Annotated in this window: 13 protein-coding genes and 1 pseudogene; 9 read left to right on the top strand and 5 right to left on the bottom strand. The window is 59.0% G+C overall.

Annotation, left to right across the window (positions count from 1 at the left end; translation table 11 throughout):
- Positions 1-6: 6 nt before the first annotated feature.
- Genes QNI81_RS08940 through QNI81_RS08950 form a run of 3 tightly spaced genes read right to left on the bottom strand, consistent with a single transcriptional unit; the run spans position 7 to position 2,161 of the window.
- Positions 7-444, bottom strand: a complete 438-nt coding sequence (locus tag QNI81_RS08940; RefSeq protein WP_283966282.1) for a tripartite tricarboxylate transporter TctB family protein — start codon at positions 442-444, stop codon at positions 7-9.
- A complete protein-coding gene (locus tag QNI81_RS08945; RefSeq protein ID WP_065330720.1) occupies positions 441-1,388 on the bottom strand; it encodes a tripartite tricarboxylate transporter substrate binding protein in 948 nt (315 codons plus the stop codon). The genes QNI81_RS08940 and QNI81_RS08945 overlap by 4 nt, the downstream gene beginning before the upstream one ends.
- A gap of 44 nt (positions 1,389-1,432) precedes the next feature.
- Positions 1,433-2,161 (bottom strand): GntR family transcriptional regulator, encoded by a 729-nt coding sequence (locus QNI81_RS08950; protein WP_283966283.1) that lies wholly within the window; start codon positions 2,159-2,161, stop codon positions 1,433-1,435.
- A gap of 92 nt (positions 2,162-2,253) precedes the next feature.
- On the opposite strand from QNI81_RS08950, the gene QNI81_RS08955 reads away from it, so the two are divergent.
- On the top strand, positions 2,254-3,030 hold the full coding sequence (locus tag QNI81_RS08955) for an amidohydrolase family protein (protein ID WP_283966284.1): 777 nt from the start codon (positions 2,254-2,256) through the stop codon (positions 3,028-3,030).
- A gap of 20 nt (positions 3,031-3,050) precedes the next feature.
- Here the strand turns inward: QNI81_RS08955 and QNI81_RS08960 are convergent.
- Positions 3,051-3,280, bottom strand: a pseudogene (locus QNI81_RS08960) (helix-turn-helix transcriptional regulator); the annotation flags it as partial.
- A 667-nt stretch (positions 3,281-3,947) separates the two neighbouring features.
- On the opposite strand from QNI81_RS08960, the gene QNI81_RS08965 reads away from it, so the two are divergent.
- The 6 genes from QNI81_RS08965 to QNI81_RS08990 all read left to right on the top strand — a co-directional run bounded on the left by QNI81_RS08965 (position 3,948) and on the right by QNI81_RS08990 (position 10,308).
- Complete coding sequence (locus QNI81_RS08965) at positions 3,948-5,030, top strand: ABC transporter ATP-binding protein (RefSeq protein ID WP_283966285.1); 1,083 nt, start codon at positions 3,948-3,950, stop codon at positions 5,028-5,030.
- Between the two features lie 4 nt (positions 5,031-5,034).
- The gene (locus QNI81_RS08970) at positions 5,035-5,970 is read left to right on the top strand and encodes an ABC transporter permease (RefSeq protein ID WP_283966286.1); all 936 of its coding nucleotides are present in this window, start codon (positions 5,035-5,037) and stop codon (positions 5,968-5,970) included.
- The gene (locus tag QNI81_RS08975; RefSeq protein WP_283966287.1) at positions 5,963-6,763 is read left to right on the top strand and encodes an ABC transporter permease; all 801 of its coding nucleotides are present in this window, start codon (positions 5,963-5,965) and stop codon (positions 6,761-6,763) included. The genes QNI81_RS08970 and QNI81_RS08975 overlap by 8 nt, the downstream gene beginning before the upstream one ends.
- Before the next feature lie 69 nt (positions 6,764-6,832).
- Positions 6,833-7,858, top strand: coding sequence for an ABC transporter substrate-binding protein (locus QNI81_RS08980; RefSeq protein WP_009178648.1), 1,026 nt, complete (start codon positions 6,833-6,835; stop codon positions 7,856-7,858).
- A gap of 75 nt (positions 7,859-7,933) precedes the next feature.
- Positions 7,934-9,601: an amidohydrolase gene (locus QNI81_RS08985; RefSeq protein WP_283966288.1), complete on the top strand. Its 1,668-nt coding sequence runs from the start codon at positions 7,934-7,936 to the stop codon at positions 9,599-9,601.
- Between the two features lie 83 nt (positions 9,602-9,684).
- Positions 9,685-10,308, top strand: a complete 624-nt coding sequence (locus QNI81_RS08990) for a YdeI/OmpD-associated family protein (RefSeq protein WP_283966289.1) — start codon at positions 9,685-9,687, stop codon at positions 10,306-10,308.
- A 94-nt stretch (positions 10,309-10,402) separates the two neighbouring features.
- Here QNI81_RS08990 and QNI81_RS08995 read toward each other — a convergent pair whose 3' ends face one another.
- Positions 10,403-11,134 (bottom strand): class I SAM-dependent methyltransferase, encoded by a 732-nt coding sequence (locus QNI81_RS08995; protein ID WP_283966290.1) that lies wholly within the window; start codon positions 11,132-11,134, stop codon positions 10,403-10,405.
- Between the two features lie 380 nt (positions 11,135-11,514).
- Between QNI81_RS08995 and QNI81_RS09000 the strand changes: the two genes are divergently transcribed.
- On the top strand, positions 11,515-13,785 hold the full coding sequence (locus tag QNI81_RS09000) for a methyl-accepting chemotaxis protein (protein ID WP_283966291.1): 2,271 nt from the start codon (positions 11,515-11,517) through the stop codon (positions 13,783-13,785).
- A gap of 376 nt (positions 13,786-14,161) precedes the next feature.
- A protein-coding gene (locus QNI81_RS09005; protein ID WP_283966292.1) for an IS3 family transposase occupies positions 14,162-15,321 on the top strand; the annotation gives its coding sequence in 2 pieces (ribosomal slippage) (positions 14,162-14,411 and positions 14,411-15,321; 1,161 coding nt in all).
- Positions 15,322-15,402: the final 81 nt, after the last annotated feature.

Below are 15,402 nucleotides of genomic sequence, written 5' to 3' on the forward strand. Positions count from 1 at the left end.
AGCTCCTCAGTAGCTCAGCCAAACCGGCGCAGGCAGCGGTTTTTCAAGCACGACAGAAAACACCAGCCAGACGATCCCGATAAAAACACCCGTGCTCACCAGACTGTAGAGGGGCCGCCGAAAGCCGAGACACAGCGGCACCACTATCACCAGCAACGCCGAGGCCAGATAAAATCCAAGCACCGGCACCAAGACGAGATAGAGCGCCGCCAGCCCAAGCGTGAGGGCCGCGCGGGGCGCGTTTTCGACCAATGCGCGCGGGCGGTCTGCCCCTCGCAGAGTAGCGCGGATTGCAACCAACGCGCCCAAGCCCGCAACCACACATCCCAAGGCCGTCGGGTAAATCCCCGACGCCCCCGGATACTCCGCAGCCATCAAGGCTGCGGTGCTGCCGACGGCGGCAAAGACGCCACCAAGCAGGATGTCCTGCCGCCGCTCGGTCACTGGCTCAGCCCCAGCGCTTTGGCCACTTTAGCGAGCGCGTCATACTCACCTTGCACCCGTGCAGTCAGCGCCGCGCCCGTTACGACATTTGGAATTTCACCTTTGGTGGCGAGAAACTCTACATATGCGGGGTCATTTACGGTCTTCTCCAGTGCCGCCGACAGGGTCGCCACCACATCCGCATCCATGCCTGCAGGCCCCAAAACCATCCGCCACAGCAATGTTTCCTCATCTCCCAGACCGAGGCTTTCCAACCCTGCCGCCTGAGGCAGCGCCTTCACCGGTGCAGCAGAGGTGACGAGCAAACATTTGGCCTCGCCCGTCTCGGTATAGGGCAAGACCGGTGAGATCGACCCGCCGTAGATATCGACATGTCCCCCCAGAAAATTCTGCAAGGTCTCGCCTGCGCCGCCAAAGGGGATCGCAACCGCCTCGATACCCCGGCTTTGGAAAATCCGCTCCGCCGCGAGTTGCATCGTGCCGCCGATACCATCGTTCCCGTAGGTATATTTCCCCGGATTGGCAGCAAGCTCCTCCAAGAACGCCTCCCCCGTGTCCGCCGGAAAATCCGGTTTGACGCAAAGCGTGTATGCCGTCTCAGAGGTCGAAGCGATGGGGGTGAAACTGTCAGGTTGATAGGCGGTCTGCTGCACCTGCGGCACCGTCGTGATCGGACTGTTCCAAGTTGCCAGCAGCGAATAGCCGGTGGGCTTTTGCAACATGAACTGTGTCACACCGACGGAGCCACCCCCGCCTGCCACATTCAAAATTGCAATCGAAGCACCCAGCTCTTCTTCAAGAAGCGTGGCCAGTTTGCGCGCGCTGGTGTCCGTGCCTCCTCCGGCAGGTGCCGGAATGGTCACTTCGATCGCGCGCTCAGGGTATTCGGCAAACGCGGGCGTCGCCAGTGCAAGCACGGCGGCCGTGATGGCAAGATGTTTCATAAAAGTGTCCTCCCTCAGGTGTGATGTCAGGTATTTGGCAGCTCTCAGCCGATGCGGCTGCGGTATCGGAAACTGTCGGCGCGCCCGCGGGCAATGCGCCACTCAATGGGCTCGCCCGCCACGGTAAAGGCCGTGCGCTCAATCACGGCCACCGGATCGCCTTGCTCCAGCCCAAGGCGCTTTGCCGTGACGCCGTCCGCCGCACCAAAGCGCACCTCATCCTCCGCGCGGTTCACAAACACGCCGTAACGGTCGAGATAAACAGGATAAAGCAGCGGACCCACCTCACTGTCGGGGAGCGTCTCAAACCCGGCAAAGCTGGCATAGGGAATATAAAGCTCCTCCGAGAGGAAAGGTTGCTCAGACAGGTACCGCAGACGCTCAATGCGAATGACGTCACCGGTGCCCAACGCCTGCGCCACATGATCGGGCCCGGTGGTGCGCACGCGCGAAATCAGACGGCTGGTCGGAATGGAGGCTTCGGAGTTGGCCTCGCGCGCTTGAAAAAAGCGAAAGAGCGTCGCGTCAAATGCGGGTTTGCGCAAGAACGTGCCCGTCCCCTGACGGCGCTCCAACAGACCCTCGTCCACCAATTGTTGCACAGCTTTTCGGACAGTCCCAACCGACAGCCCGTGGTCCCGCGCCAAGGCGTTATCAGACGGAAGAGGCTCTTCTGCCGACCATTCGCTGGCGGCAATCCGGCTGGCCAATTCATCGCGCAACCGCAGATACGCTGGCAGCCGATCATCAAAGCGAGACTGTGCCTGAACCATGATTCCTCCTCTTCACTGACGCGAAAATGGAGGATTTGACTGCATCAGTCAACTGGTTCTATATAGAACCGAATAACCAAAGGACTCTGCCGGTGATACATTTCGATTGCCACGCCCATGTCTATGACCAGATCGTCGCCCACGGCGCGGTGCGCTATCTGCCCACGCGCCCTGCCCCGCTTGCAGTTTGGCGCGCGCTTCAGGATTCACATGGTCTGTCTGGCGGTGTCATTGTGCAGGTCAGTTTCCTTGGCACCGACAACAGTCAGATGTTGGCGGCCCTGCAAAACCTGCCCACCGGGCGCTTTGCCGGGGTTGCCGTCATCGACATTGACACTCCAGACGCAGAAATCGCGCGGCTCTGCGCTGCTGGGGTGCGCGCCATTCGCTGGAATCTTGTGGCCGGGGCGACAATCCCGGATCTGACCTCCTCTGCCGTACAATCGCTGATGCGGACCCTCGCGCGCCACGACATGCACCTCGAACTGCAATTGGAAAGCAAACGCCTCGCGCCGCTTTTGCCGCAATTGGCAGATCTGCCGCTGCCTGTGGTGATCGACCATCTCGGCCTGCCCGAAACCACCGCAGCGCAGGAGCCATGGTTAAATGCGCTGGATGCGCTACCGGAGAGAGAGAGTTTTTACGTCAAAATTTCAGCGCCTTACCGGGGTTCAGCGCAGGGTCTAGACCATGTCGACCGCCTGCTGAGCCTGCTGGCGGCGGATCGCTTCGTCTGGGGCAGCGACTGGCCGCACACCCGCCACGAAAGCCACGCCACATATGCGGGCCTGCTGGATGATCTCAAAAACCGCATCGATGATCGCGCAGCGGTGCGCCGCCTCTACCAATTGCGCCTCGATCACGCGTAAGGTCCTGTCCGATTACACCGTCAGGCAGAGGCTGGCTGTAGCGGTCGCACATCGCTCTTGAACGGGACATATCGGCGGCGAAAAGACGTGCCCTCAACGCATTCCGGTGCACTGATGCGGTCCATGCGGAAATGCCTGAAATCCTGTCGCGCCGGATCCGACGCCACCAGATACCAGACCGGGGCAAGATCAGCATCGCCTGCGGCTCAACATCGCGCTGCGTGATCACGCCTCTCGCGTCACGATATGCTTTGTTGCGCAAATCGTGTCAGGGGATTCATTTCGTAAATCCAGATCCGCGTCGCTGTGCTCAACCGATGTGCGCGACAAAGCCTAGCCGCATGATAAGATTTCATTCTCATATATCAGCAGAGGCCATGCGCAGTTTTTCCGTTAAACTATGTGATCATATATGATCATACCTTTCGGTTGAGAAAATCTGATTGCATTCCAAAGACTTGCATTACTCGTCTTCTCTCAAGATGCCCTGGAGACTGATCTGATGTGATCTGAACGACGCCCAACCAGCACGGGCGTAAGGCCTGCGGCTGCGCGCGCGTCCTCACCAGTCTGGTTGTCGGCATGTTTTATTCAGAACTTCCAACGCACTCCGGGAAGCACATCAAGGCCCCGCCGCATCTCAAGTCGTCTCGACAGTCGCAAAACCATCGTCAAGAGAGGTCTAAAAGACCACCACCACCCCGCGCGCTCACCGGTTCGCCTCGCGATGCCTATAGAAGTGGCACACATCGCGTCTGCGTTAAAAATTATTGACTCTCAATTTGATCAAATCGCAAGCTGACCGGGCAGATGCCGCGAAAGGCCGCCAGAAGCCAGCAAATTGCATTCGGGCATTTTACCCAGATCACAGGACACCCGAGCGCGTCGCGCTCGCAATGCCAACAGGGAGCGCACGCATGATCGAAATAGAGGGCCTGACCAAAACATTTGGAGAAGGGCCAACTGCTTTTACCGCGCTGGACGATGTCTCGGTCACGATCCAATCCAACGAATTTTTCACGCTCCTCGGGCCATCGGGATGTGGCAAAACCACCCTTCTGCGCACCATTGCGGGCTTCCTTGATCCAACCCGGGGAAAGTTGACGCTGGACGGTGAGGACTTGCTCAGCAAGCCGCCGCACCATCGTCCGGTCAACACGGTATTTCAATCCTACGCACTGTTCCCGCATATGACGGTTTCAGAAAACATTGCCTTTGGATTGCAGATGCTTAAGCGGCCAAAGGCGGAAATCTCTGCCACCGTTTCAGAGATGCTGGAACTGGTGCAGATGACGGCCATGGCCGACCGCAAGACCGCTCAGATTTCGGGCGGTCAACAGCAACGTGTCGCGCTGGCCCGTGCCCTCGCGCCGCGTCCGAAGGTTCTGTTGCTGGACGAGCCGCTCTCCGCGCTGGATTTCAAACTGCGCAAAGAGATGCAGCTGGAATTGAAGCGCCTGCAACATGAAACCGGTATCACCTTTGTCTTTGTCACCCACGATCAGGAAGAGGCGCTCACCATGTCTGATCGCATCGCGGTGATGAATGCGGGCACCATCCGGCAAATCGGCGGGCCACGTGATATCTATGATCACCCGGCGGAACGCTTTGTGGCGGATTTCATCGGTGACACCAATTTCCTCAAGGCCCAGATGCTCTCGACCGAGGACGCTGGCTCCAAGGTGCGGCTGTCGTCTGGTGCGGAAATCATGGCAAAACCTGCACAGGGCGAGCCTCCAGCGACGAATGGCGCCTCCGTGACCCTTGCCGTACGCCCGGAACACGCTGATCTGTGCGATCCAAACGGCGCGCTCTTGGCCGGCAGTCTGAAAAACGTCGTCTATTTCGGCACCGATACGCATTATCATGTGGGTCTGGAGAGCGGAGAAATGTTCATTCTGCGCCGCCAGAACCAGCCGGGCCACACGCAAAACTGGGCGACGGGCGATCGGGTGGGACTGGACTTTGCCCCCGGCACCGCTCAGATCCTGAAGGATTGATCGGATGAGCGATATGGCACTGTCCGACCCCGCCCCAAGCCCCGAAACACGGGCCCGCCGCGAACGGCGCAGCCGCTGGTTGCTGCTCACCCCGGCCCTCGCGATCCTCAGCCTTGCTGCCAGTGGCCCCCTTCTGGTGGTGGTGATTTATTCCTTCCTGACGCCCGGAGACTATGGCGGCGTGGAGTGGCAGTTTTCGCTCGATCCATGGTTCAATGTGGTCGCCGAAAGAGATTTTTTCACCGAAGAACTCAAGCTCGCCGATGCCCATCTCCTAGTTTTCTGGCGCTCGATTAAACTCTCGCTGATGACGGCAATCCTCTGTTTGATTGTGGGCTTTCCCACGGCGTATTTCATCGCCACCCGCCCCGCGCATCGACGGGATATGTGGATGCTGTTGATCATGATCCCCTTCTGGACCAACCTGTTGATCCGCACCTTCGCGATCATGGAGCTGATCCGCAACCAAGGCACCATCAACACCCTATTGATGGCCAGCGGCGTGATAGATGAGCCGATCCAGATGCTCTACACAGAGTTTTCGGTGCTGGTGGGCATGACCTATGTTTACCTTCCACTGATGATCCTGCCGATCTACGCCTCGATGGAGCGGCTCGACTTCAATCTTGTGGAGGCAGGCTATGACCTCTACGCGACCCGGCTTCAGGTGTTGCGGCGCATCATCTTCCCTCTGGTCAAACCGGGCGTGGTGGCCGGGTCTATTCTGGTCTTTGTGCCGTGTCTCGGGGCCTATGTGACCCCGCGCGTTCTGGGCGGAGGCAAGCAGTTGATGCTCGGCAATCTGATTGAATTGCAGTTTGGACAATTGCGCAATTGGCCGCTTGGGGCCGCGCTGGCGCTGACGCTTTTGGCCGTGGTGATGGTGGCGCTGGTCTTTTACGTGCGTGCCATTGGACGGGAGGGCGAACACAATGCGTAAGGGATTTGATGTTCGCCGTCAGCCGGGCTTTACCGCAATTGCGATGGGCTGTTTCATCCTGCTGTACCTGCCCATCATCTTGTTGGTGGCCTACTCCTTCAACGCCGGTGAATCGATTGCAATCTGGGAAGGTTTCTCATGGCGCTGGTATGCCTCGGCTTGGGAAAACGAACAGGTCAAGGATGCCACGATCCGTTCTTTGATCCTCGCGGCCTCCTCTTCTGCCGTGGCCACCACCGCTGCGGTTCTCGCGGCGCTGGGCACCACCCGCAGCAAACCATGGCGGGGACAGACGGTGGTGTTTGCCATGGTCAACCAACCGCTGATGGTGCCCGAAATCGTGACCGCCGTGTCGCTGCTCATCGTCTTTGCCGTGGTGAAATCCTTCACCGGCTACACCGGGCTTGGCTACTTGATCCTCGCGCATTCGGCCTTTTGCATTCCATTTGCCTATATGCCGGTGCGCGCGCGCCTACAGGGCATGGATCTGAGCCTCGAACAAGCGGGATCTGATCTCTACGGCACGCCCCTTCAGGTCTTTCGCCACATCACCTTGCCGCAGCTGTGGCCGGGGATTTTGGCCGGGGCGATGCTGGCGTTTGTCATTTCGCTTGATGACGTGGTGATCACCGAATTTGTGAAATCTGCGGGACAGGACACATTGCCCACCTATATGCTGGGGCAGTTGCGCCGGGTGGTCACACCCGAAATCAACGCGATCTCGACCGCCCTTCTGGCCATCTCAGTCATCATGGTCACGGCGTTTTTCTTTATCAACAAGACCCGCAAATAAGCCGAAAACCACGAGCCGGATGAAACTGGCCGCATATCAAAACCCAACATCCGACAGGAGAGAAGACCCATGAAACATCTGCTAGCAGCCACGGCGCTTGCAACCGTCTCCGTGACGGCGGCCACGGCCGAGGGACAGTTGAACATCTTCAACTGGGGCAATTACACCAGCCCGGAACTGATCGAAAAGTTCGAACAAGAGTTCGACATCGACGTCACCATCACCGACTATGACAGCAACGACACCGCCCTCGCCAAGCTCAAGGCGGGTGGTCATGGCTATGATATCGTGGTCCCGTCAGGCACCTATGTGCCGATCTTCATCAGCGAAGGGCTGTTGATGAAGTCGATGCCAAACCAGATGGAAAACTTTAAAAACATGGACCCGCGTTGGGTCGATGTGGAGTTTGATCCGGGCCGCGACTACACCGTGCCATGGCAATGGGGCACCGTGGGCGTCACCGTGAACACGGCGGTCTATTCCGGCGATATCAACTCGGCCGCGCTGGTCTTTGATCCCCCCGAAGAGCTGAAGGGCAAAATCAACGTGGTGCCAGAAATGGTCGACGTGATGAGCATGGCCATTCACTATATGGGCGGCGAGCAATGTACCTCCGACAAGGACGTCTTGCTGAAGGTCCGCGACAAACTGGTCGAAGCCAAGAAACACTGGCTCTCCATGGCCTATGGCAACATTGAGAAATTTGCCAAAGGTGACCTTGCGGCGGGGACCAACTGGAACGGCGCATCCCTTCGCGCCCGTCTGCAAAATGATGACATCGCCTTCGGCTACCCTCAGACCGGGTTTTCGATCTGGATGGACAATGCCGCAATCCTCGCGGATGCGCAGAACGTCGAGAACGCAAAACTGTTCATCAACTACATCATGGCACCGGAAAACGCCGCGCTGCTGTCGAACTTTGCCCGCTACGCCAATGGCATCAAAGGGTCAGAGCCCTTTATGGATGAGGTGATGGCCACGGCACCCGAAATTGTCGTCCCCGAGGGTCTGCAGGACGCAGGCTATCTGGCGACAAGCTGCCCGCCCGAGGTGCTGAAGATCTACTCTAAGATCTGGACCGAACTGACCAAGTAACCGCGCCAGATCTGATGACACATCGGGTCGCGTCCTGATACGGCGCGGCCCATCCACAAAAAGACGGACCCCATTATGACCAAAGCCCCAGATACCGTGATCCTCAATGGGCGCCTGATCACCTTTGACAGCGCGCGCCCCTACGCCGAAGGCCTGGCCATCGCAGATGGGGTCATCACCGCGGTTGGCTCCACCGCAGAGATCCGCGCATTGGCGGGGCCTTCCACCCGCGTGATCGACGCTGCTGGCTCTACGGTGTTGCCGGGTTTCATCGACAGTCATGTCCATCTGTTTGGCGGCTCGGTCGAATTGGCCTGTCTTGATCTCACCAGTATCAAAGGCGAGGCCCAGCTGACCGAGGTGGTGCGCGACTGGGCCAAGCGGAACACCGATGACCAGTTGGTCTTTGCGGTGCAAGCCGACTACGCCATTTTGGGGGATGGCATCAAAACCACGCGGCAAGCGCTGGACCGGGTCCTGCCGGACCGCCCCTTTGCCATGTATGCCCCCGACCACCACACGGTCTGGGCCAATACCGCCGCACTGGAGGCCGCAGGTCTATTGCACGGGGCCGAGGTCGAGGCCGGAGCACAGGTGGTGATGGGTTCTGACGGGCTGGCCAGCGGCGAGTTGCAGGAACCCTCAGCCTATGCGCCGGTGTTGCGCATGACCCGCCACGCAGGCCGCGACATGATGGGGCTGGTGACCGGCGCGGATCCGGTACCGCCTGCAACATTGGCGGAACGCACGCTGGATAAGGCCGCGCTGGAACGCGGTCTTCAGCATTGTGCCAGCCATGGGATCACCGGTCTGCATAATATGGACGGCAATTTCTATCAGTTGGAACTCCTCTCGGAGATGGAGCGCGACGGCACGCTCCTGTGCCGGACGGAGGTGCCATTTCACTACAAAAGCCCCGACCCGCTGGACCGTTTCTCAGAGGCGCAAGAGATGCGGCAGCGCTTCAACAGTGATATGGTCTGGTGCAACCGGGTGAAAATGTTCATGGACGGCGTGGTCGAGAGCGGCACCGCCCTGATGTTGCAGCCCTACCCCGGCACCGATCACATCGGGGACGCTGTTTTTGAGGCCGAGCATTTCAATCAGGCCTGTATCCGCGCCGATGCCATGGGCCTGCAGATCGCCACCCATGCGATTGGTGACCTCGCAGTCCGACGCACGCTTGATGGCTACGAGGCCGCGCGCCGCACCAATGGCGCAAGAGACAGCCGCCACCGGATCGAACATATCGAGGTGCTGCATCCGGACGACCTGCCCCGGTTCAAGGACTTGGGCGTGGTCGCCTCGATCCAACCGGGCCACGCACCGTTTGGTGGCTATTTCCCCCCCTCAGGCGTTCGCGCGATGCTGCATGACGCGCAGATCCCCCTGTCTTATGCTTGGGCCGACATCCGCAACAGCGGCGCAAAGGTGATCTTTTCGACAGATTGGCCAGTGATCCCGGTGGATGTGATGCCCACGATCAAGGGCGCTGTCGCTCCGCTGAAACTCGGCGCGCCTTGGCGTGACCAATCGCAAAGCTTGCTGGATACGCTCGAAAGCTACACCGCCGGAAACGCTTGGGTCGAATTCAACGAGACCCGCAAAGGCAAGTTGAAACCCGGTATGATGGCCGACATTGCCGTCATGGATCATAACCTTGAAACCATGGATCCTGAGACCCTGAACCAAGCGCGCGCCGCCTTCACATTCTGCGCCGGACGCATGACATGGCAAGCCTAGTCGGGGTGTAACCGAGACAACCGCCAGAGGCTCAGAACCACAGAAAAGATGCGCATAACACCACGGCGTGATAGGCTTGCGATATGATGATCACAGATATCGAGACCTATTTTTCTAAAGGCTGCGGACGTTGCGCGCGCTTCAGCACACCGGATTGCTCAATCAAGGATTGGCAAGAGGGTCTGGCGCAGTTGCGCAGTATTTGCCTCTCGGCCGATTTGAAAGAGACGGTCAAATGGGGCCATCCTTGTTACATGTTCGCAGATCGCAACATCGCGCTTTTGGGAGCGTTTCGGAAGGACTTCGGGCTTAGCTTCTTTAACGCTGCGCTGATGAAAGACGCCGAAAATATCCTCGAACGACAAGGTCCGAACACCAAACATTCAAACCTGATCCGCTTTACCTCAAATAGCGGCCCGGCGCAGATGGAAGATGTCATCCTCGCCTATCTGCAAGAGGCAAAAGGCTATGCCGCGACGGGTCAGAAGCCCCCAAAGGACGACAGCGCGCTCGACCTCCCCGAAGAACTCGTCGAAGCGCTCGATGCCGACCCGGAGCTGTCAGAGGCCTTTCACGCCCTGACACGCGGGCGGCAGAGAAGTTACGTCATTAACCTCAACGGTGCCAAGAAACAGGAAACGAGGGTGAGCCGGATCGCGAAATTTCGCGATAAGATCATCGACGGAAAAGGCGCCAACGAGCGCTAGACTAGGCATTCCTGCCCCCTACCCCGGCCCACATTGCCCCACACCTTATCGGTAGAGCACGCAGCCCGAACACCATGATCGGGCTGCGCTGAGATCAGTTCTTATACGCCGAAACCATCAACATCATTGGCCGTTCCAGCTCCTCCGCCAATTCCGGCATCGCTGCAATCTGCTCTGGCGCGGGCGCGAATTCCTCAACCCTGCGCAAGGTGAACCCCGCGTTGATCAGGGTGTTGATCGTTGTGGCAAGTGTCCGGTGGTGTTTCAACACCCCTTTGGCGAACCAGTCGGTGCGGCGTTCGCCCTCGTTTGAGTACCCGTTGACCGGCCAAGTTTTGCGCCCGTCCTCATCCTCGATCCAGTGCGGATGTGCTGCGGCCATGAAAATCGGATGTTCGATGGTAAAAACCAGATCACCACCCGCGCTCAGCGCCGCGTAGATCATACGGATCAACCGCTCAAAATCCTGCACATAGTGGAAGGTCAGAGCGCTATAGATCAGATCAAATGCGGTTTCGGGCAGTTCAAGCCTATCAAGATCGGCAATGCGATAGGTGATAGCGGAATCGCTGGTGTCAGCTTGCGCTCGGTCGATCATGTTTTGCGACAGGTCTAGTCCCAGAACCCTGTCCGCCCCCTGCGCGCGCAACCAGCGCGACGCCCAGCCAAAGCCGCAGCCTAAATCCGCCACGCGCTTGCCTGCAAGCTCCGGCAATAAAGCGCGAATGGCGGGCCACTCCGGCGCGCCATCCAGCCCCTGCACCTGCCGGGGCAATTGGCTGTAGCCTGAAAAGAAGTCGGGATTGTCGTAGATATTCTGTGCCATGTGTATCTCCTGATAAAAAGCAGGACGAGGCACGTTTTCCACGCCAAGAGACCTCGTCCAAATGGGGCGAGGCCGAGGCTGGCAATCGGCGTGGTTAGGTCGCGTGATCGTCACCCCGGCATCCCGCCATGGGGATACCGGTTGACCGGGCGACAATGTGGATGTCCTTCTCAACCATAAAGGTGATATCGCCCCTACTGCGAAAAAAGTCAATTTCACCGCAGTGGCGAACAGTCGGAAAACCGATGTCCCGCCCACGGTGTGGTGTCCACGGCCGCTACCGGATCTGGTGGCGCCAATTGCGCGCCTCAGTTTAAAGGTTTGGCAAGTTCAACCTGATACCAGCCGATAGATAGTTGGATATTCGGGGCGCATCAGCCATGAGCGATCTTTTCAAAACGGTAGCGGGTAAACTGGTCCTAGCGACCGGAATAGCAATCACTGTCATTCTCGCGGGCTACATCAGCTATAGCGGATGGCGCGCGTCGCGACAGGCCGATCACCAGGTCATGGCACTCGCCAGTGAAACGGCAGGAGAGATTGCCCAGACCATTGCGGTTCAAATCACACAAGCGACGTCGGCGGGTGCAGCCGTCAGTGGCGCGGTCTCGGGCTATATGTCCACTGGCAACGCCACCACCGCCAATGTGATCGAAATCCTGCGTGGTGTTCCCACACAGTACGATACAGTCTTTTCTGCGTGGATGGCGGGCCTGCCCGATGGGGGAACCGATGCCTTTCTGACAGGATCGGAGGGTCGCAACGACAACGGTGTCTTCACCCCTTATTGGACAAAGGCTGCGCAGGGTGGTCTGGACTTTGCAACCTTTGCGATCGACGCGAGCGCCCAGTGGTTTGCCGTGCCGGTCAACACCGCAAAAGGAATCATCACCGAACCTTACCTCTCTGAGGAAGGCCGGCTTTTGACCTCGGTCGCTGTTCCCGTCATCGTCGATGGGCAAACGCTCGGCGTGGCCGGCGTCGACATCGTACTGACAGATCTGACCACAATGCTCGCAACGCTCGAAACCTTCGAAGGTGGACGCGTGATGTTGGTGGACAGCAGCGGCAAATGGCTCGCCAACCCAGATGAAGCAATCTTGACCCAACCTTATGACGACGCCGGGGCGGATCTCCTTAAGGCGGCCTTGGCAGACGGTGCACCACGGGTGATCGAGGGGCTTCCTGATGGAGCTACCCGCCTCGTCTTTCCGTTCACCGCGCCCGGCATGAACACAACCTGGGCCACAATTTTGGATGTCCCGGCCGCAGTCTTTAGCAACCCGGTCCGCGAGGCCGTCTTCTCTTCCGTGTCAGGCGGGGTTTTGATCCTGATAATGTCGCTGGGCACGATCTACCTGACCGCGCGGGCCTTGGTGGGACGCCCCCTTGGCGACATGCTCGCCTCTGTCAACAAACTCGCCGCCGGGCAATACAGTGATGCCGTGCAGGGCACCGAACGCCAGGACGACGTCGGCACAATGGCCGCATCTGTCGAAGCCCTGCGCGCACGCTTGCTCGAAAAAGAAGAGATGGAGCAGGAACAGGACCGCCAGCAAGCAGAGCAGGCGCGGGTTGTGGAAACACTCGCCAAGAGCCTGCAAGCCCTCGCAAAAGGCGATCTGTCGCACACGATTGATGTCCGTTTCTCCGGCTCCTATGAGGCCCTGCGAGAGGACTTCAACCTGACCGTCAACACGTTGAATGACATGATGGCAAAGCTGTCCGAGAGCATCAGGGAAATTCGCGCGCGTTCAGATGAAATCAGCGTGGGTTCTGATGAGCTGGCGCGCCGCACAGAAAGCCAGGCTGCCACGCTGGAGGAAACGGTTGCAGCGCTTGATGAGATGACAACCTCCGTCCGCTCGGCCGCGGATACCGCCTCCAATGCGGAACGCAATATTTCCGAGACTCGTAAAAATGCCCAAACCTCCGGTACCATCGTGAGAGATGCGGTGGTCGCCATGTCAGAGATCGAGAAGTCCTCGGAAAAGATCAAACACATCATCAATGTCATCGAAGACATCGCCTTTCAGACCAACCTGTTGGCTCTGAACGCCGGCGTTGAGGCCGCGCGCGCAGGCGAGGTCGGTCGTGGCTTCGCGGTCGTGGCCTCCGAGGTGCGCGGCCTTGCGCAGCGCTCTTCTGAGGCGGCCATGGATATCAAACAGCTGATCGAAGCCAGCTCTGCCCAAGTGACAACCGGGGTCGATTTGGTCAACCGCGCAGGGGACTCCCTCACCGACATCGTGGAGCGCGTTGCCCGCGTCGCCGACGAGATGTCAGAAATCGCTGCGGGTGCAAACGAACAATCCGTTGGGCTTGGCGAAATCAACGTGGGCGCAACGCAGCTCGATCAGGTGACCCAGCACAACGCTGCAATGGTCGAGGAAACATCTGCCGCAGCCGCTACGCTCCAGCAAGAGGCTGCATCTCTCGAAAGTCAGGTCGGTCGGTTTACATTGCGCAAAGGCACCGCTCAGGCACAACCTCAAGTGCCGCGCAAGCCCGCGCCGACCAGTGGCTCTCCACTCATAGAGGTTGGCTCTGACGGACGAACCAGAACGCGCAGTGATCAGCCCGAGGTGGCTGTGTTCGAACCACCACGCCGCGGGCAACGCGTTTCAAATGGGGATTGGACTGATTTCTAAAGGGCATTGAATGTCAGATGACATTCACCCTTGGCGTCATGAACTGAACCAAACAACACCTCTGCCGGGCAACCTGTATCGCGGATCTGATCCTCACAGCGCCAATCAGGTTGCCCGCCGCAGATCAGACTGTCCGACATATCGTGCGCTCATCAGAGGTTGAGGTCAAATTTCCACAGCACAGCAATTTGGATCGCAGCGGGCACAGCAAACCTCAAATAATAGTTCGGATTGGCACCGATACGAATTGGCTTCGGCACCCCTCATCCCTTGTTGATGTACCACCTCTATGTACCAGTAGCGGCGGAGCTGACCTGCCCCCCGCGAAATCCCTCACCATGATGTAGAGTCTGCCCAACCCTTAAGGAGCAGACGAATGCGGAAGAGCCGTTTTACCGAGGCGCAGATCATCGGGATGATCAAGGAGCAAGAGGCAGGCATACCAACGACGGAGGTGTGCCGCAGGCACGGGCTCAGCCCTGCAACGTTCTACAAGCTGAAGTCCAAGTACGGCGGCATGGAGGTGTCGGAGGCCGCGAGGCTGAAGGCGCTGGAGGACGAGAACGCCAAGCTGAAGCGGCTGCTGGCCGATACGATGCTGGACAATGTGGTTCTGAAGGATCTTCTGGGAAAGAACTGACGACGCTGACCAAGCGGCGAGAGGCAGCGCTCAGGGCGATGCGGGATCACGGCATCTCGCAGCGCCGGGCCTGCCGGCTTGTCGGTGTCGACCCAAAGACAGTCCGGCGCGAACGCCCGCCGGACTGCCCTGAGATCCGCAATGAGATGCAGCAGATCGCCGGAAAGCGGCGCCGGTTCGGCTACCGCCGGATTGGCGTGTTGCTTGAGCGCAAGGGCATGAGAATGAACCACAAAAAACTGTATCGGCTCTACCGGGAAGAAGGGCTGTCAGTGAAGCGGCGGCGCGGCCGCAAGCGGTCCCGTGGAACGCGCTCCCCGATGCCGGAGGCTGCGTGTCCCAATGCGCGCTGGTCTCTGGACTTCCTGGCTGACAGCTTCGGGGCATCCCGGAAATTCCGCATCCTGGCAGTGATAGACGATTGCAGCCGCGAAAACCTGTGCCTGATTGCTGACACCAGCATCTCCGGCGCGCGTGTTGCGCGTGAGCTGGATGCGCTGGTGCGGATCTACGGTAAACCCGGATGCATAGTCAGCGACAACGGGACAGAGTTCACGAGCCGGGCCATTCTGAGGTGGGCCGATCAGAACGCAATTCCGTGGCACTATATCGACCCAGGGAAGCCGCAGCAGAACGCCTTTATCGAGTCAGTCAACGGCAGCCTGCGCGACGAACTGCTGAACGAGGAGATATTTGACACCCTGGACGACGCCCGCCGGAAGCTGGCGCTCTGGCGTTACGATTACAACACCGTCAGGCCGCACTCATCGCTCGGGAACAAAACACCGGCCGAAGCGCGCCGGACGCTTGAGCAATTTGAGGGCTCCGCGCCCGGCGCGCTTGCCAAGCCCGAAACCGACGACTACCAAAATCAAACCCGCAGACTCTCGTCATGAACGAGGGACCAGTGGGGGGCAGGTCACCAGACGTCAATATTGGAAGATTGCGCGGCGGCTTGTGCGTCTACTGGACGGGGC

Origin of the sequence: Tritonibacter sp. AK171 (genome assembly GCF_030127025.1) — a bacterium.
Taxonomy (GTDB): Bacteria; Pseudomonadota; Alphaproteobacteria; order Rhodobacterales; family Rhodobacteraceae; genus Epibacterium; species Epibacterium mobile.